Origin of the sequence: Taibaiella sp. KBW10 (assembly GCF_003852495.1) — a bacterium.
GTDB lineage: Bacteria > Bacteroidota > Bacteroidia > Chitinophagales > Chitinophagaceae > Edaphocola.
Genome location: NZ_QAJI01000004.1, coordinates 174,261 through 193,474, shown reverse-complemented (window position 1 = coordinate 193,474; position 19,214 = coordinate 174,261). Strand labels below are relative to the sequence as shown.

At 42.2% G+C, this 19,214-nt stretch carries 15 protein-coding genes and 1 riboswitch; of the genes, 4 read left to right on the top strand and 11 right to left on the bottom strand.

Going from position 1 to position 19,214, the window contains the following annotated elements:
* Window positions 1–10 precede the first annotated feature (10 nt).
* The 4 genes from DBR32_RS08500 to DBR32_RS08485 all read left to right on the top strand — a co-directional run bounded on the left by DBR32_RS08500 (window position 11) and on the right by DBR32_RS08485 (window position 7,518).
* Complete coding sequence (locus tag DBR32_RS08500; RefSeq protein WP_124635889.1) at window positions 11–2,713, top strand: gliding motility-associated C-terminal domain-containing protein; 2,703 nt, start codon at window positions 11–13, stop codon at window positions 2,711–2,713.
* A 138-nt stretch (window positions 2,714–2,851) separates the two neighbouring features.
* Window positions 2,852–4,048, top strand: a complete 1,197-nt coding sequence (locus tag DBR32_RS08495; RefSeq protein ID WP_124635888.1) for an NAD(P)-dependent oxidoreductase — start codon at window positions 2,852–2,854, stop codon at window positions 4,046–4,048.
* 90 nt (window positions 4,049–4,138) lie between these two features.
* A riboswitch (cobalamin riboswitch) is annotated at window positions 4,139–4,322 on the top strand.
* A gap of 103 nt (window positions 4,323–4,425) precedes the next feature.
* Window positions 4,426–6,189, top strand: a complete 1,764-nt coding sequence (locus DBR32_RS08490) for a T9SS type A sorting domain-containing protein (RefSeq protein WP_124635887.1) — start codon at window positions 4,426–4,428, stop codon at window positions 6,187–6,189.
* A gap of 174 nt (window positions 6,190–6,363) precedes the next feature.
* Window positions 6,364–7,518 carry a DegT/DnrJ/EryC1/StrS aminotransferase family protein gene (locus DBR32_RS08485; protein WP_233559692.1) on the top strand — a complete coding sequence of 385 codons (1,155 nt, stop codon included), beginning with the start codon at window positions 6,364–6,366 and terminating at the stop codon, window positions 7,516–7,518.
* A 62-nt stretch (window positions 7,519–7,580) separates the two neighbouring features.
* On the opposite strand, the gene DBR32_RS08480 is transcribed toward DBR32_RS08485, so the two are convergent.
* The 11 genes from DBR32_RS08480 to DBR32_RS08430 form a co-directional block, all read right to left on the bottom strand.
* Entirely contained in the window at window positions 7,581–8,069 is a 489-nt protein-coding gene (locus DBR32_RS08480; RefSeq protein ID WP_124635886.1) for a hypothetical protein, read from the bottom strand.
* 163 nt (window positions 8,070–8,232) lie between these two features.
* Entirely contained in the window at window positions 8,233–9,657 is a 1,425-nt protein-coding gene (pyk, locus tag DBR32_RS08475) for a pyruvate kinase (protein ID WP_124635885.1), read from the bottom strand.
* Window positions 9,650–10,588 (bottom strand): PfkB family carbohydrate kinase, encoded by a 939-nt coding sequence (locus DBR32_RS08470; RefSeq protein ID WP_124635884.1) that lies wholly within the window; start codon window positions 10,586–10,588, stop codon window positions 9,650–9,652. The genes pyk and DBR32_RS08470 overlap by 8 nt, the downstream gene beginning before the upstream one ends.
* Before the next feature lie 37 nt (window positions 10,589–10,625).
* Window positions 10,626–11,639: a bifunctional heptose 7-phosphate kinase/heptose 1-phosphate adenyltransferase gene (locus DBR32_RS08465; protein WP_124635883.1), complete on the bottom strand. Its 1,014-nt coding sequence runs from the start codon at window positions 11,637–11,639 to the stop codon at window positions 10,626–10,628.
* 59 nt (window positions 11,640–11,698) lie between these two features.
* The gene (locus DBR32_RS08460; RefSeq protein WP_124635882.1) at window positions 11,699–12,838 is read right to left on the bottom strand and encodes a HAMP domain-containing sensor histidine kinase; all 1,140 of its coding nucleotides are present in this window, start codon (window positions 12,836–12,838) and stop codon (window positions 11,699–11,701) included.
* An 84-nt stretch (window positions 12,839–12,922) separates the two neighbouring features.
* Window positions 12,923–15,274, bottom strand: coding sequence for a TonB-dependent receptor (locus DBR32_RS08455; RefSeq protein ID WP_124635881.1), 2,352 nt, complete (start codon window positions 15,272–15,274; stop codon window positions 12,923–12,925).
* Window positions 15,275–15,313: 39 nt separating this feature from the next.
* Window positions 15,314–16,048: a LytTR family DNA-binding domain-containing protein gene (locus tag DBR32_RS08450; protein ID WP_124635880.1), complete on the bottom strand. Its 735-nt coding sequence runs from the start codon at window positions 16,046–16,048 to the stop codon at window positions 15,314–15,316.
* 15 nt (window positions 16,049–16,063) lie between these two features.
* Window positions 16,064–17,140 (bottom strand): sensor histidine kinase, encoded by a 1,077-nt coding sequence (locus DBR32_RS08445; protein WP_124635879.1) that lies wholly within the window; start codon window positions 17,138–17,140, stop codon window positions 16,064–16,066.
* Between the two features lie 12 nt (window positions 17,141–17,152).
* On the bottom strand, window positions 17,153–17,905 hold the full coding sequence (locus DBR32_RS08440) for a LiaI-LiaF-like domain-containing protein (RefSeq protein WP_124635878.1): 753 nt from the start codon (window positions 17,903–17,905) through the stop codon (window positions 17,153–17,155).
* 1 nt (window position 17,906) lies between these two features.
* Window positions 17,907–18,281 (bottom strand): hypothetical protein, encoded by a 375-nt coding sequence (locus tag DBR32_RS08435; RefSeq protein WP_124635877.1) that lies wholly within the window; start codon window positions 18,279–18,281, stop codon window positions 17,907–17,909.
* 98 nt (window positions 18,282–18,379) lie between these two features.
* Window positions 18,380–19,132 (bottom strand): ZIP family metal transporter, encoded by a 753-nt coding sequence (locus tag DBR32_RS08430; protein WP_124635876.1) that lies wholly within the window; start codon window positions 19,130–19,132, stop codon window positions 18,380–18,382.
* Window positions 19,133–19,214 lie beyond the last annotated feature (82 nt).

Sequence of the window (19,214 nt, the reverse complement as noted above, 5' to 3'; positions counted from 1 at the left end):
CCCGTCTATTATGAATAATATTTATAAACACTTATTTGCCGTTTTATCGGTAATTTTTGCAGGCATGTTGTCGCATGTTGCTATGGCACAGACGACGATAACGATGCCACTCACAGGAACGAACAATGTATCCAATTGTATTGTCAATTTCTATGACGATGGCGGTGCTACGGGTAACTATTCCAACAATGTAAACGGGACAACCGTTTTCACTCCGGCAACACCCGGTACACAAATCAGTACAACCTTTTCTGCATTTTCTTTAGAGAACAATGCAGATTTTCTGTATGTATATAATGGTAACTCTACTGCAGCCCCTTTATTGGGTGCCTACACCGGTACTACATTACCTCCAACCATTACCGCAAATAATGCTACGGGTTCTTTAACCTTTAAAATGGTTAGTGACGCGGTAAATACCTCTACTGGTTTTGCAGCTACAATTACTTGTCTTATTCCTTGTAGTATTGACACGATTGCGTTCACAACATCGCCTGCCCACGTTCAGAGCGGGACTAACCGTGTAGTGAAATCCTGTATCAATCAAAGCATTTTCTTCAATGGAGTTCCAAGCTACGTACTGAACAGCGATACGACAAACACAATCTATAAGTGGGAAATGGGCGATGGTACCATATATAATACCAAAACGGTAAATCATGCTTATGGTGCTACCGGTATCTATAATGTCGTTTTAAGAGTTACCGATACCCATGCCATTTGTACCAAAGTAAAAGCCTTAAAAGTTTTTGTTTCCCAAGTTGCGAATTTTACCGGTACCGGACCTGAGCGCGATACGATATGTCAAAACGATACGGTAAACTTTTTCGGTATATTTGACTTTAAGAAAGTAAGAGAAATTTGTGCACCACCAATTGCCGATACAACGTTCTTACCAGATGGTAGCGGCGTTTCTTATATGACTTCAATCACTGCAGACTGCTTTGGCCCTGCCGATGTGATCACACAGGCCAGTGATCTGGCGCGCGTGTATGTAAATATGGAACACAGCTATTTGGGTGACCTGGAAATGAAAATCATCTGCCCTAATGGTCAATCTTCTGTTTTAAAAGAATATCCTAATGGTGGTGGAACCTTCCTTGGTGGTCCTAACGATCCGGGCCCCGGCGATAATATTCCGGGTATTGGATGGACGTATGAGTTCAGACAATCAGCTGCTTGGGGTACGATGTTACAACAAAATGGAGTAGCCGGATTCCTGGTACCTTCTCCGGGATTAACACCGGGTAGCTCTCTACCACAAGGCGCCTATAAACCATTCCAGAATTTCAGCAGCTTAATCGGTTGTCCGCTTAATGGTAGCTGGAGCTTACAGATCACAGATAACCTTGCTTCTGATAATGGGTTCATCTTCTTCTGGGGATTAGAGTTCGCACCGAATTTCCAATCTAATCTGGATTCTTTCAAAAACTATGCGGTAGATTCTTTCTGGAACAATGATCCTACGATCATTGCGAGAAATGGCGGTAACATGACTGCAAGAATAGATACTTTCGGTACAAAATGTTATACGTTTACGGTTAAAAACGATTTTGGCTGTTTCTACGATACCACCGTTTGTGTATTTGTAAAACAAATGCCTTTCGTTGAAATATATGACTCTATTTGTCCTTGGCAAGATATGTTCGGTTATACCGAAACAGGTACTTATGTAGATACTTTCCCTGCGATGAACGGTTGTGACAGTTTGAGAATTTTACACTTATTCAAACGTCCTATTGTAGACTCCGTGAGTCTTGGCTTAGACCGGATTGTGTGTCAATATGATAGCGTACGTTTAGAGCCGATGGTATTACCTTATGCCAGCAATTATATATATGAATGGAGACGATTCCCGGGTATACAACCAATCAGTAATGAAGCCAATTATCTATATACGGCACAACAGACTGAAACTTATGTACTTTCGGTGAAACCACCGCTCGGTTGCTTTATTTCCGATACGGTCCAGGTCGTTGTGAACCCCGGAGACTTCCTCAAGATGTACCAGACCGATACGGGTATTTGTCCGCGAAGTCCGGTGCAGCTCAAAGCAGATGGTGCACAGAGTTATCATTGGTCTCCAAGCCTGAACTTAAGTAATCCGAATATTGCGAATCCTATTGCAACGCCAACCACAACGACACAATATCAATTGATCGGAACAAGTGATAAAGGTTGTACGGATACACAATTAGTAACGATTACAGTACACCCTGATGCAGTCATAACCTTACCGGATTCAATTAATGTATATCCCGGAGAAGTATACTTCATGGAGCCTGGCGGTAACTGTGTATATTTCCAATGGTTCCCTGATGCCGGCTTAAGCAGTGCAACAGCAAGCAATCCAAAAGTGAATCCGGAAGTAAACACGCGTTATTTCGTAACCGCAAGAACAGAAAACGGTTGTAGCGTTAGCGATTCTGTAGATGTGCTGGTAAAACAAACGGTGATTGATATGCCGAATGCCTTTACGCCAAACAACAGTAGTTTCAAAGCAAGCTTAAGAGGTATCGCCAAATTAAACTCCTTCCAGATCTTCAACAGATGGGGCGAGAAAGTATTCGAAACCACCGATATTAATAAAGGATGGGACGGAAGCTTTAATGGTAAACCACAAGCAATGGGTTCATATGTATACATCATAGATGCGGTAACCACCGAAGGTAAACCGTTCAAGAAAACAGGAACCATAACTTTAGTAAGATAGTTTTTTGTTGTTTATTTATCCCAAAGGTTCGTAGCTTCTGCTATGGACCTTTTTTTATGTGTTAATTATAAATGACCCGAACCGGAAATTAAAACAATTCAATTACCTTTGCCGAAATAGAAAACATAGCAGATAAACATGAAAATCGGACTCATTAAAGAAGGAAAAATACCAACAGATACCAGAGTAGCTTTGACCCCGGAACAATGTATTGATATTGTAAAAACGTACCCTCAGCTCTCTATTGTGGTACAACCATCTCCTAACCGATCTTATGCCGACCAGGAATATATCGATGCAGGAGTAAACCTTCAGGAAGATTTAAGTGATTGTGATGTGCTGCTCGGCATCAAAGAAGTACCTGTTGCAGAATTGATTCCCGGCAAAACCTATTTTTTCTTTTCTCATACTAAGAAGAAACAAGCCTACAACCAAAAATTAATGCATGCGCTGATTGAAAAGAAAATCACCATGATCGACTATGAGGCCCTGACTTATGATAATGGTCAACGGATCATCGGATTTGGCTTTTTTGCAGGAGTGGTCGGTGCGCATAATGCCTTGCTTACCTATGGCAAAAAAAATGAGCTGTTTACTTTAAAACCGGCTTATGAATGCAAGGATATGGCCGAAATGGTCAAGCAATACAGGGATATCCAATTACCTCCAATAAAGATCGTTGTAACCGGAGATGGCCGCGTGGCCCACGGTATTCTGCATATTATGGAAATGATGGATATTGACAGCGTTGCACACAACGATTTCCTGGAAAAGGAATATCCGCATCCGGTGTACACTAATCTCAAAAACGAAACTTTATATAGAAACAAAAATACCAAAGAATTTCACAGAGATGAGTTTCATGCCCATCCCGAACAATATGAATGTTTGTTTCAACCCTATATCAGTTCCGACATCCTGATCAACGGGATTTACTGGGATGCCAAAATTCAGCGTTTATTTGAAAAAGATGAGGTGAATGATCCTGCATTCAAGCTTAACGTAATCAGCGATGTAACCTGTGATATCGACGGTTCTGTACCGGTTAACCTCGGTGCCTCTACCATTGCTGATCCGGTATATGGTTATGATAAAACAAAGGGTACAAAAACAGCCCCTTTTATCAATGACGCTCAAATCATTGACATTATGGCGGTAGACAATCTTCCGAATGAATTACCGAGAGATGCTTCCAATATGTTTGGCAGTCACATCATCAAACACATTATTCCTGAACTATTAGCCGCAGAAAGTACGATCCTTGACAGGGCCACCATTTGCAGCAAGGGTATTTTGGGCAGCCACTTTGAATACTTAAGCGATTACGCTTATTAACTAAAAAAAATATCATTGTATACGAAGGGCTTATTGCATTGCAGTAAGCCCTTCCTTATTTATAATGTCCGACAGCAAATTCTTTTTCATATCTTCGCGGCGCAAAAAGGTTTCTTTACTACAAGAATTAAAAGGGAACCCCGTGATAATCGGGGGCTGTTCCCGCAACTGTAAGATCCAATTCAAAGATGCATCGGTATACCACTGTCTGTAAGATGGGAAGGTGATGCATCCGGATCAAGCCAGGAGACCTGCCTTTAAGCATATTTATATTAAGTTTTCGGAGAAAAAACGATAATATAGTTCTGTATTACTTCCTCATACATTACTGTATCGCTCCGTATTTATTGGTCGTCATTAAAAAACAAAGTGATATAATGAAAAAATTATTTTTTCTGGTAGCCGCTGTATACGGTATGTATAGTGCCCAGGCACAAACAAAAAACTTCAGCTTATATGTTGTTGCCGAAGGCAATTTCGGTACGCCAAACGGAGATGTTTATAAAGTAACTAAAACGGGTACGGCACCGGCTGTAGGATCGGTGGCTTTATACCAGTCGGCCAATGGTTCTGCCGGTATAGACGTACTGCAGGATTTTGAAATACTGGGCAACAGAGCCATATTGTGCGGCAAAGGTACGGCACCGATTAAAATGGCCATTACCAACTTTCCGGGATTTGACACGATCAAAACATTTACTAATGCAACCTTTGGCGCCGGCATTCAGTGTATGGGCAAGGCCAGTAATATGAAAGCTTATGTGAGCGCAGCATCCGGGCCCGTTTCTATGATTGACCTGAGCAATAATAGCGTGAACCCCGTTACTGATCCGGCGGTGGCCTTATCGTCTTATGCGAGTTATATGGTGCCTGCCAACGGGTTTATGTATATTGCTATAGGCAGCAAAATCGTGAAAGTAGACACCCTGACCAATAGTGTTACCGCAACAATTTTGCCGGGTATCGGCACCATTGCCGGTATGCAATATGATCCGGTTCGCAACTGCTTCTGGCTCTTAGGAAAAGTTTCCAATGTCTCTTCGATTGTAAAAATGGAGCCTTCCAATAATGACTTGCTTAATACACCGATTACCCTGACCGGTATCAGTAATGCAAAATTGCTGCGATACGGAGCAGACAAGCTTTATTTTATTTCCGGGACGAATGTACATGCTTACAGCATTACCAACCCTGTGATTCCCACCACATCGGTATATACAACCACTTTAGCCGGCAGTTCTTTCAGCATTTTCTATGGTAAATCTTTTGGTGTAGATCCAGTGTCCGGAGACTTTGCACTAGCCAGTGCCGGAAACTTTGCGGCACCCTCTACTTATGAAGTAATAGATGGCACGACCTATCTGCGTATCGACTCCGGTGCCGTAGAAGGGCGTATCGCCAATGAACTGATCTTGCATACTACCACAATACCCACCTGGGATACACTTCCTTTAGTTCATGTTTATGCAGCTTGCGACACTACATTGACTGCGCCAACCGCCAGTTATAACACCCTTCCGGTAACAGGTACCACCACTAGCCCGTTAATCTATAATACGCAAGGTAGCTACACCATACAATGGACTTATGTACAGGGTACAGATACGATACATCAAACACAATTGGTGACCATCGCAGATACCATCGCTCCGGTAGCAGCTGTAGATACTTTAATCGCATTGGAAGGCAATTGTCCTTATACCCTGGTACCGCCAACAGCACTTGATAACTGTAGTGGCGTAGTTACGGCAACGACAAATTCCCTGACCTATACACAAGGCGGCGATTATGTAGTGAACTGGACATATACGGATGCTGCAGGCAACACCAGCACACAGACCCAAAGGTTAAAAGTGAACTGTACCACAAATAGTATAAAGGATAGACAACTTGCTACCTTAAACGTATATCCTAATCCTGCAAAAGAGCAGCTGACCATCAACCTGGATCAGTATAGTAATGGTATCTATACCCTAAGCTTAACGGATATGCTGGGTAAAAAGCAATTGGTGCAAAAGGTATCAGGTTCAAGCATAACGATTCCTGTAGCTTCCCTGCCGGAAGGTATTTATTTCTTACAGCTTAGTAGAAATGGCCTGCCATTTAGTAAAGTACAGAAAGTAGTGATTTCCGGAAAATAAACATTTCCGATTCTAGTAAGTGATTCAATGGCTGTTGTATGATATACAACAGCCATTGGTATACAAAATCATCTTGTCAGGCGACAGAAACACAATAATAATCTCAAAAATGAAGTTTACTTTTGTAGATTCACTCCCACCAAGCAAGTAGTGAGCGTATAAAGCATCCGATACATGACACATAACAAGCCGGCACAAGCCATTCAAATGGTTGACCTGAAAAGTCAATACCTGCATTTAAAAGAACCGATCGATACTGCCATCCAGCAAGTGCTCGACCATACGGGATTTATCAAGGGAAAAGAAGTAACGGCATTTTCAAGTGCATTAGCCAATTATACGGGTGTATCTTATGTAATTCCTTGTGCTAATGGTACAGATGCTTTACAGATTGCCCTTATGGCCTTGGGGCTGCAAGCAGGCGATGAGGTGATTACGCCATCTTTTACCTATTTCGCAACTGCAGAGGTAATTGCTTTACTGGGTTTAAAACCTGTTTTTGTTGATGTAGATCCTCATACTTTTAACATTGATGTATCACAAATAGCCCAAGCTATTACGCCAAAAACAAAAGCCATTATCCCGGTACATTTATTCGGGCAGTCGGCCGATATGGAAGCCATTCTAGACCTTGCAGACCAACACGGGATTGCGGTGATAGAAGATAACGCACAGGCATTGGGCGGAACTTATACTTTTTCGGATGGCAGCACGTGGAAGACAGGTAGCATGGGCACCATATCCTGTACCTCTTTTTTTCCTTCAAAAAACCTGGGCTGCTATGGTGATGGCGGCGCAATATGTACAAAAGACGAAGCGCTTTACGAACGCATCAAAATGATCGCCAATCACGGGCAAAAAGAGAAATATCATCACGAAATCATAGGCTGCAATAGCCGTTTAGATACCATACAGGCTGCTATCTTAAATGTAAAACTACCTTATCTTGACCAGTACTGCGCTGCCCGCATTGCCGTGGCTACCCAATACAATCAGGCTTTTGCGGGTAATGAGAAAATAAAAACACCTTTTATAACAGCGCATAACAAACATGTGTTTCACCAATATACCCTGCAGCTGCATGCCTCCATAGACCGGACAAAATTGAAAGCGGCGCTACTCGAGGCCGGTATTCCGAGCATGGTATACTACCCCATTCCCTGTCATTTACAAAAAGCCATGAGTGCTTTTACCGATCCGCGTTGGGTACTGCCGCATACAGAACAATTGGCGCAATCTGTTTTATCCCTACCGATTCATACCGAAATGAGCACCGAAATGGTCGCATACATTGCAGAAAAGGTAATCGCACTTACTGCCCGTTCTTAATCAAATAAAATGCAAATGGGTGCCTGTTCCGTGGAACAGGCACCCATTTTATAAAGAAAACACTATCTAATGGGCAGGTTAATATTGACCTGTACCCGGCCACTGGGCGGATAGGCACGGTAATAACGGCGCCAGTTGGCCTCAGGTCGTTTGTTGAGGGGAAGATCACCGATTACTTGCACCCGGGCACGATTGAGGTCTACGCCCGACATATAAGGCGGTACTACTGGGCTAAAAATCCAGGCACTATTGTTCCAATATACATAGCCATTTCTACGGGGATCATAATAAGCATAATAATCCGGGAAATACAGATGTTGCTTCATGCGGTATCCATGAGCCGGAGCCCAAGCAGGAGGGCCACCACCTCTTCTGTAGGCATCCCTGACAACTACCGTTTTTCGTGTTTGTTTATACACTCTTTTATCCTGTTTATAATAGGCTTTTTCCTGATGCCCCCGTCCTTTTCCTCTTCCTTGTGCATCCGCACTGGTTACAGAGGCGAAACATAATATAGCTACTGCACTTAATATCCATAATCCCGTTTTCATAATATATATTTTTTGTCTGCCTCTTTGATGGCCTTTGCTTGCTCAGGTTTAATGCACAACCTATTTAAACAAGTCCATAACAAACACGTAAAGTTACCTATTATGAAAGCGGCTGTTTCTATACAAGAAACAGCCGCTTTTTATTTATAAATATTCTGCTAACTTACCAGGTCACTTTTGTAATCTTAAGCATATTGGTTGGCAGATGGGACGAAACCGGTGTACTACCCGTATTCACCACTACATCATTCTCCTGCAACAGCCCTTTTTCTCTCAGGAAGTCGATTTGCTCAAAAATAATGTCATCCAATCCTTCTTCATTATTATAGAAAAAGGCATTTACGCCCCAGCTCAGGCTCAATTGGTTTACCAAAGATTGTGTTTTGGTAAAGACAAATAGAGGAGCATGTGGCCGGAAACTGGACAGCATAAACCCGGTATAACCGCTCTGTGTCATCCCGATCAGCGCATTCGCATTAATATCTTCTGCAATCTTACAGGCATTATAACACAAAGCATCACTCAGGAAGCTCGGAGAATGCTTTTGAGGTGTCAGGTTTCTATTATAAACGGTTTCCTGCTTCTCTGTTTCCACAATAATGTTAGACATGGTTTTGACCACCAAAGCAGGGTGTTGCCCCATAGCGGTTTCGCCACTCAACATTACCGCATCCGCACCTTCCAGTACGGCATTGGCTACATCGGTGATCTCACTACGGTTAGGCCGCGTACGATCCATCATACTTTCCATCATTTGCGTGGCAATGATAACCGGTTTGGCACGGTGTATACATTTACGCACGATGTCTTTTTGTATATTCGGAATGCGCTCTAAAGGCAATTCTACACCCAGGTCTCCACGGGCAACCATGACCGCATCAGAGGCAATAATGATGTCTCTGAGATGCTCCAGGGCTTCCGGTTTTTCAATCTTGGCAATGATCTTGGCATTACTGTTCTTCGCCGCGATCAGGGCTCTGAGGTTTTTAATATCTTCCGGTTTCCGTACAAAGGAAAGTCCTACCCAGTCGATCCCTTGTTCAATGATAAAGTCAAGATCTCTCAGGTCTTTTTCGGTTAGAGAAGGTATCGACACTGCCGTATCCGGCAGGTTTACGCCTTTCTTGGAAGAAAGTACTCCGGCATTAATTACACTGGCTTTTACCTTACCATTTGGTAAGATTTCCAATACTTTTGTTTCGATTTTACCATCGTCCAAAAGTACCGTCTCGCCTACCTTTACATCTTTCGAGAAGTCGGTATAAGACATATATACCTGCTCTTTATTCCCGATGCATTTTTCATTGGTAAAGGTGATGATATCTCCTTCATCGAAGAAGACGCCATCATTTTCCATTTCCCCGATACGCAGTTTCGGGCCTTGCAAATCGGCAAGGATCGCTACATTGAAGGGAAAATCGTTATTGATTTTTCTAATATTGTCGATTACTTCTTTATGCTTTTCGTAGGCACCATGAGAGAAGTTTAAGCGAAATACATTTACCCCGGCTTCTACTAATCCTAATAATTTGTCATACGTATCACTAGCCGGACCTACGGTCGCAACTATTTTTGTTTTTCTAAGCATTTTCTTTTGTATATATAACCTGGTTAAAGTTGGTCAGCTCACCAAAACGCTCTAAACGCTGTTTAATATCGCTCTCTGTGATTTCTTTCATACGCTCCGGACCGAACTTCTCTACACAGAATGAGGCCATAGCAGAACCCATAATAACCGCGGTTTTCATGGTCTCAAAACTAAAATCATCTTCTTTGGCAATATGCCCGATAAAGCCACCGGCAAAGGTATCGCCGGCACCTGTAGGATCAAATACTTCTTCTAAAGGCAATGCCGGAGCGGAGAATACCTGGTCGTTATAGAATAATAAAGCACCATGCTCTCCTTTCTTGATCACGATATATTTAGGCCCCATTTCGCGGATCTGCTGCGCTGCTTTTACCAAAGAATATTGCCCGGTCAGTTGTCTGGCCTCCGCGTCATTCAAAACGATCAGGTCTACCAGTTTTATGGTTTCTTTAAGATCATCCATCGCAACTTCCATCCAGAAATTCATGGTGTCCATCACAATCAATTTTGGCCGTTTGGTAAACTGACGGATCACGCTTTGCTGTACTGCAGGAACGAGGTTGCCCAACATCAGGTATTCACAATCCTGGTAAGATTCCGGTAAGATGGGATTAAAAGATGCTAATACATTTAAATCGGTCACCAAAGTATCTCTGGTATTCATATCTTCATGATAGCGACCGCTCCAAAAGAAACTTTTCTCTTCTTTTTTTACTTCTACACCTTCAAAAGTCACGCCACGTGTGGCCAGCATATCGATTTCTTCCTGCGGAAAATCCCCACCAACGATAGAAACCTGTTTGATGTTATGATAGAAATTAGACGCTGCCCAGGCAGCATAGGTCGCAGATCCTCCAATGATTTTATCTACTTTCCCAAATGGTGTTTCTAAGGCGTCGAACGCCATGGTACCAACGATAACTAGTGACATTTTGTATGTTAATTTTTAATTATTTATGATTTACAGATTAAAATTGTTGTTGTAATTCTTTCAGGAATACTTCCCTGGAAATCGGTATCACCCCGGCTTCTTCGCAGACCAGGCCACCGGCCAGGTTACTCCAGCGCGCCATTACCGATACATCTCTGGTAAGCTCGTAGACCATTGCTGCTACGGCAATAACGGTATCGCCCGCCCCCGACACATCAGCCACGCTACGCACCATGGTCGGGATCATCGCGCCCTGATGTTCATCATGATAATACATACCATGTTCGGACAAGGTCAGCAAGGTCACTTTATGATGGATGGCTTCCTGTAACTGCTGGTGGATTTCGAATAATGACTTTTCATTCAGTACTTCGATAGTAATCCCCAAACCTTCTTTGACTTCTTTAAGATTGGGCTTGAAAATGTCTACATCCTTATAACTTAAGAAATTGTTGAATTTAGGATCTACAGCAGTCGTGATCCCTATATTCTTACAATGCATAATGATCTTCTGGATGACGTTTTCTTTTAAAACACCTTTATTATAATCTTCAAAGATAACGAGGTGCGGTTTTTCAATTTGCAAAAAACGCAAGGTAGTATCGATGAAATGGTGTTCTTCTTTTATATTCAGTTCTTCCGTTACTTCTTCGTCTAAACGGATCATTTGCTGGTTACGGCTGATGATCCTGGATTTAGTGGTTGTAGGACGATGTTCACTTTTCAAGAGCAATTCGGTACCGATACCCGCTTCTGTCAGCATCTTTTTCAGAACCTTACCATCGGCATCGCTGCCAATGACGCTGGCAATCGTTACATGCGCGCCTAAATGTTTACAATTGAGGGCTACATTGGCGGCACCCCCCAGGCGTGCTTCCTTATGGTTTACTTTCACAACGGGCACAGGGGCTTCAGGAGATATGCGTTCCACAGCTCCCCAGAAATATTTATCAAGCATTACATCACCGACTACGACAATCTTCAGGCCTTCAAAACGCTCAAAAATATCTTCTATATCGATCTGTTGCTCTTCTTTATTAATGTGACTCATAATTATTTAACGGTAGTGCAAAGTTAGGTTATTCCCGATTAATGACCTTTAATTTTAGATTAACGGGTCAATATTATTCTAAACGTAGTTCCTTTGCCTAATTCTGAATTTTTCACAAAAATCTGTCCGTTATGGTAGACGCTGATAATACGTTTGGCCAGTGATAAACCCAAGCCCCATCCCCTTTGTTTGGTCGAGTAACCGGGGCGGAACACTTTCTTAAAGGAGGTTTTGGGAATCCCTTTTCCAGAATCACAAATATCAATCACAATCTGGCGGGTGGTATTGGTAAGGTTGATGCGAATGGTACCGGCACCCTCCATGGCATCTAAGGCATTTCTGATCAGGTTCTCGACCACCCAGTCAAACAATGGGCCACTCAGCAGGTAGATCGCTTCTGTTGCGCCATTGCTATCAAAAGTAATGCTTACTTTTTTAGGTGCCCTGAGCTGCATATAGTCGACCATATTCTGTAGCCGCGGTACTACGTTCTCTTCTTCCAGTATGGGTGTAGACCCTATTTTAGAAAAACGATCGGCCACCAATTGCAGGCGCATCACGTCTTTTTCCATTTCGACTATCGATTCCCGGTTCTCTTCATGATCTTTCAGCAATTCCATCCAGCCGACTATGGACGATAAAGGTGTCCCCATCTGGTGTGCGGTCTCTTTCGACATCCCCACCCAAACCTGGTTTTGCAGGCTTTTCTGCGCATTAAAGATGGCAATAATGATAATAGAAATAAACACTACAATAATGGCCATCTGCATCAGCGGATACAACTTCAGCTTCTCCAACATGGGAGAGTTGCCATAATAGATTGTCGATTTTCCATAACCGAAATCTGCTACAATATATTGTTTTAAGGCCTTAAGCTCTGCTACTTTATGAGATAGAAACGTGCTGTCTTTTTGTATTTTCGAGGAATCTATATTTCTGAACTCTATAGTACCATTTTTCCCTACGATAATCATAGGAATGGTCGTATTTTGCGTTACAACATAGGTGGCAAAATTAGCATCCGCATTATTTTCCAAGCTGCTGAGGTATTTGATCCCTTCAACAGTTGTTTTCACTTTTTCCTTTTCGGCAATCTCCATTTCTTTTGTAATACTACTGATATAGTAAAAAGAAATAGCCACTATGGCCAAGCCAAAGAGGATCGCAAAAGTGCGCCAGCTCAGCAATTGTTTTATCATGTTTCAAAAATAGGGATAATTAATCGATTCCGTTTGTTCCTAGCTTAAACGAAAGATGCACCCATATTGGTGTGCATCTTTCGTTTAAAATTTAAAGTTATAAGTAATACTCGGAATAATCGGGAAAATAGACACTTGCTTTACCTTCACACTGGTACCTTGCTGCAAGGTACCTTCGGTACTTACATAAAGCAAATAAGGATTTTGTCTACTGTACACATTATAGATTGAAAACGCCCAGGTTCCTTTCACCCTTTTCTTAGAATTGGCTCTGGGGGTATAATTGAGCGATAAATCTAAGCGGTGATACGGAAAAATACGGTATTGGTTGATCTTACTGTAGTCTTGTATCAGTTTACCATCGATAAAATAATAGCCGGTAGGTAAGGTAATCGCATTGCCGGTAGCGTACACAAAGACCGCTGAAACGTTCAATTTTTTATTGATCTCGTAATTCGCTACAATAGACAGATCATGTCTTCTGTCATATTTAGCAGGAAAAGGATCGCCATTGTTCAGCTGTGCAAACCTTCTGTTGGTCCAGGATAAGGTGTAGCCGATCCAACCCGTAAATTTGCCTTTTGTTTTATTGATAAAGAATTCTGCGCCGTATGCCTGACCTTCTCCGAATACTAAATCCGATTCCGGATCCCGGATATTATTAGGCGTATAGCCTTCTCTGTACTCTATCTGGTTTTTAAGGTCTTTGTAATACACTTCTACAGAGGTCTCCAAAGCATTGTTCAGGAAGTTCTGAAAATAGCCCAGGGAATACTGCCATGCTTTTTGGGGTTGTACAATCAGAGAACTCGGCATCCAGACATCAGTAGGTAAGGTACTTCCGTTATTAGATACCAGGTGTACATACTGCATACTTCTCGAAATAGAGGTCTTGATAGAAGAAGACTCACTTAAAGAAATACGTGCGCCCAGTCTCGGCTCCCAGCCGCCATATGTCTTCACTAAAGAACCGCTGCCATATACAGTGCTGTCCATTTTATTGCCATTGCCGTCAAACGTATAGCTGGTATACGGTCCGGTCTGGTTAAACATGGAATAACGGATACCGGCATTGATCTTTACCGAAGGGCCTAAATCAAATTCATCAGTCAGGTATAGCGCCGACTCATGTGCATATTTGATAAAGGGGTTTTCCGGCATCAGCATAGAGTCTGCCGATGTTCCGGACAACTGGCTTGGCGTAAATTTATGATAGGTATAGTTGACACCATATTTAAAATGATGCCCGAAAGGTGCGTAATAATCAAAATCAACTTTACCGTTCCAGTCTCTAATGCCCGATTTAAGGGTAATGTACAGGTCTTTTTGTCCTCCGGTAAACTGGAAATTATAGGTGTTGTAGATCGCCGAAACGTTCATAAACAATTTATCGTTGAACTGGTGGTTCCAGCGCAGGGTTGAGGTTGCATTTCCCCAAGGTACTTTTACATTAAAATCACCGCTTCCACTATTAAAATTAAACACATCTTTTCCAAAATAACCACTCAGGTACAAACGGTCTTTTTTGCCTAAAATATAATTGGCTTTCAGATTAGCGTCATAAAAATAATACCCGCTTCCTTTGGCATTGCCTTTCAGAAAGGGTTTAGAGATCACATCGATATAGGTACGACGGCCGGAAACCATAAAGGAGCCTTTATTTTTAACAATAGGTCCTTCTAAAGTAAGCCGGGAAGCAATCAGGCCAATGCCCCCTTCTCCGCCAAACTTCTTCATGTTTCCGTCTTTCATATTCACATCCAGTACAGAAGACAGGCGGCCTCCATAATTGGCCGGTGCCCCACCCTTGATGAGGTTTACATTCTTAATGGCATCGGAGTTGAAGATGGAAAAGAAACCGAATAAGTGACCGGTATTATAGACCACTGCTTCATCCAGCAAAACCAGGTTCTGATCCGGACCGCCACCTCTTACATAAAACCCTGATTGCCCTTCTCCGGCCGACTGTACGCCCGGTAAGAGTTGTATGGCTTTCAATATATCTGACTCCCCGAAAACAACCGGCAGTTTTTTGATCTGTTCAGTGCTGAGGCCGATGGTGCCCATTTGGGTACCACTCACATTTTTATCGGCACGTTCTGCCGTTACAAGCACTTCTTCCAGGTCTTTGGTGCTGGCGTTCTGCAAATCAATATTAATCGCAGTATCGCTTAATAAGTTAAGGTTTAGGGTTTGTTCTTTAAAACCCATATTGCTAAACCGTACGGTATACACGCCGGGTTTAAGGCTTAGGGAGTAGAATCCATAAGTATTGGCAGCCGTCCCTTCTTTGGTTTCATTGGCAAAAACCGCTGCACCGATTAAGGTTTCTCCGTTGCCGGCGTCTTTAATATAGCCGCTGATAGAGACTTTCTTTTGTGCCAGTAAGGATATAGGAAATAGTAAAACAAGTAGAAATATGATCGGTTTTCTCATAATATCGTATGAAATTCAGACAAAAGTAGCGGTTGTGGCTTAAATGCCCAAGAAAGATTTCAACTTGGCATAACCACTTTTGCTTACGGGTATCTTTTGTCCGTCTTTGAGCAAAATACAATATTGTTCTTTTTCCAGTAGTTCGATTTTATTGATATAACTTACATTAACAAAATAGGAACGATGCACCCGCACAAATTGCGCCGGGGGTAGTTGCTGCTCAAATTTGGTCATGGTCTGGTATTTCAGGTAATATTTATCCTGGGTTTGTACTTTTACATAATCATCGGCCGCTTCTAAATACAGAATTTGTGGCAGTGGTATAATCTTTATCTCTCCATTATCTTTCACCACAATACGCTGCATCTGCTCGGGCAGGAAAATGCTTTTTTCCGTTTCCGGATCGCCGGCCTTAACGGGATGGCTATTGTTTTTAAGCTTAGTGATGGCTTTTACTAAGCGCGATTGTTCAATCGGTTTTAATAAATAATCAATTGCATTGACTTCAAATGCCTGTACGGCATATTCATCAAATGCTGTGATAAAGATCACATTAGGCTTTTCGTCCAGCAATTCCAGCATTTCGAAGCCATTGATCTTGGGCATCTGTACATCCAAAAAGACGATATCGGGCTGTAAGGCCTGAATGCTTTTAACGCCTTCAAATCCATTGCTGCACTCTCCTACCACTTCAATACCTTCTATCTCCTGCAACATTTCTTTGAGTATACTCCGCGCCAGCGGCTCATCGTCTATGAGTAAACATTTCAACATATGGTCTGTTTGTTTTTAGGTAATTTCGTTTTGATGATAAATCGTTTCTTTAGGTATAAATAATCTTGCGGTATAATAGTCATTATCCTCTGCCTGTGCTCCTTCAGTGCGATCGGTCTTAAGCAGATCATTGCGGGCATATAAGAGGTACAATCTTCTCGAAATGGATTTCAAGCCGAAGCCGGTGCCTTTAGGGGCAATGCTTTCAATATCGAAAGGATTACTTATTTCAAATTTAAAGAAATGTTCCATTTCGGTAAAATTGATCACAATGGTCACATCGCCCAAAGTGCCATATAAACCAAATTTAATCGCATTTTCGACCAGGGGCTGTAAAAGGAATGGCGGAATCTTGATATCGGAGATCCGCTCCGGAACGGACTTTTCGATGAGTAATCGATCGCCGAAACGCACTTTTTCGATATCCAGGTATAAATCCAGTTCCTCGAGTTCATTAGAGAGATACACCAGTTCATCATCTTCTTTTTTCAGCGTTTGCCGCAAAAAAGTAGACAGTTTCATCAGCATCTCTCTTGCCAGTTTTGGATTGATGCCAATCAGGGCATTGATAGAATTAAGGCTGTTGAACAGAAAATGGGGATGTAGTTGCTGTCTTAGTTTAAACAGTTCGGCATCGTTTTTAAGCTGCTGTACATTGGTTTCTATATTGATTTTCTGATTTTGCAGTTCAATAATATTACCCAGATAAAACACCATACCAAAGAAGGATAGTAAGATCCAGGATTTTATACCAAAGACATAAAAAGTATTGCCCCATAAAGGCATCAGCTCTACAAAAGGGAATAAAGAGTCTAAAGTCCACTTAACCACAAACAAACAGACTACCGCATAGACAAAGCCCTGAGACAATACTGCAGGCATACTGCGCTCGGTAAACCAAAACACCTTCGTTTGGGTCGATACATAATAAAAAACAAACAGGCTTCCATTGGCAATACCAATCACACTGATCGCCGCGGCTAAAGTAAAATGCATATTATACTTCAACCAATAGACTTCGGCGATACTCAAGGCCGTCATAAAGGTGGCAATACAAATATTAATAGCCAGTGCGGAGATATTTTGTTTCATAAAATGTCGGGCTTAGTAGCTTTTAATATCGATACCACCACATAACACTACTCCTTTAAGGATGAGTCTTTTTTCGTAACCAGTCATGTTAATCAGGCGACGCTTATCTTCGATACCGCCGAGTATGGTGGTGGCATCGTTCACTACGATCCAGTTGGCCGGTACAATAAGCTCTACACCACCGCAGAAAACGGTTAGGTTCAAGATGACATCCTCTTCAAGATTGGCCTGCTTACAGTCTAGTTTCACCCCTCCGAAGATGGCAGATACGGAACCCCCTCTGAAATTGGGTGTCTGTACAAACCGATCGGCTCCGGCAAAGATAGAATCCACATTGACATAGTCATCGCTATTGCCCCCATAGGTTCTTTTCTGCTCTTCCACTGCTGTTTTATTCCTGTTTTTCAACACCAGTTGCGCGCCGATACCTACTAAAATGGTGGGCAGGATAAATTGTCCTATATTGATATTAATCTTCTGAAGGAATAGAAAAAGACCTGCTATCGTCAGCGCGATCCAGCCGCCCAGTTTGAAGTTATTCTTATAGCCAAGCGCAACACCACCGGCGATCATAAATACAGGAAAGGAGGTGATCAATCTAAAGAAAGAACCTTGTATGATATTGGTATTCCGGAGAAACAGAAAGATTCCGAACAGGACAATAATGATGCCAAGGGTAATGTTGTTATTATTTTTCTGATTATTATAGGGCGGCTGAGGCTGTGGCTGTTTATACTCGTCCTCATAATTATATTGATTTTCCATCTTATCTTCTTCTTTTAAGTATCGTATATACACCTACAAGGATAATCGCAAAGGGCAATCCAATATAGCGTAACTCACGGTGACTGATAAACGTAAATTTTTCAAACATTAAATATACACCAAGTAATAACAAAACCAACCAGGCGGTGTTCTGAAAATTATGCCTTATGCCGTTATAAAGACCTAAGAGCATCAGCAGCGAATGCGGTCCGTATAACCAATCGGGCATTAGATAAGTAGTGGCCGGCATATTGTGTAAGAGTATCGCAATACCCAGTATGACCAAAATAACACCTCTGGCAAACTGTTTTTGCTGTTGCGCTACCTGAACGCTGTTGGGAACCGGCTTAATGAATTGTTGGGGTATCTGTTCCATAATGATGACATTTAAATTATAGAACAAATGTACCAACGCACATAACGCCCGCCTAAAGGCTTTCGGTGAATAAAATAAAATGCTCGGTAAACCGGGTATTAGTGTACATGAACGTGTTCATGCGACTGGTTCATGATGGATAACAGGGCGAGGCCTATACCCACGCTAATGATTACCCATTTGCGCCAGGACATATCATGAGAACCGGTGCCGCTTTCAAAAAAGATGGTGGTTCCGATATGCAGGAAAGAACCGGTTACTACCGCTATTACATAGGGTAATGCTGTGGCAAATTGTTCCATATTGGCACCTATATAATGCGTGAGCATACTGGAAACAGGCGTCAGCAGGGCAAACAAGGCTAGCCAGAAGATCGATTGTGCCTTTGTTTTACGGTTATGTACCAAAAGGGAAACGATTAGCATTGCCTCAGGTAATTTATGAAGGGCAATGGCCAGGTATAAAGATGGTACTGTATTATTATCATGGTAGGTAGCGCCCAAGGGGATGCCCTCGGCGAAGGCATGTAAGGCCATACCGATGAACAGGCTTACAATGGGAAAATGATGATGTTGTTCGCCTACGTGGCTATGCCCATGCTCTACCCCATGCGTAAATTTTTGTAGAATCTGTTGTAAGAAAAAACCCAACAACATATACATACCGGCTGTAAAGCCTACATGCTCTACCGATTCCGGTATAAGATGTAACATGGTAATACTGAGCAAATATGCGCCGGAAAAGGCGAGCAAATACTTCATTTGCTTTTCTGACCAGGAGCTGTACCACAAAGGAATACTGCCACCTACGATGGTAATCAGGAATAGTAAAATGTTGTAAAAAAGTTCCATATAGAGGCGGCAAAAATACAGTCTTATTAAGAATTATAATGCTAATTTTTTAAAAAATAGTAGCTTTGACACAAATAGACCC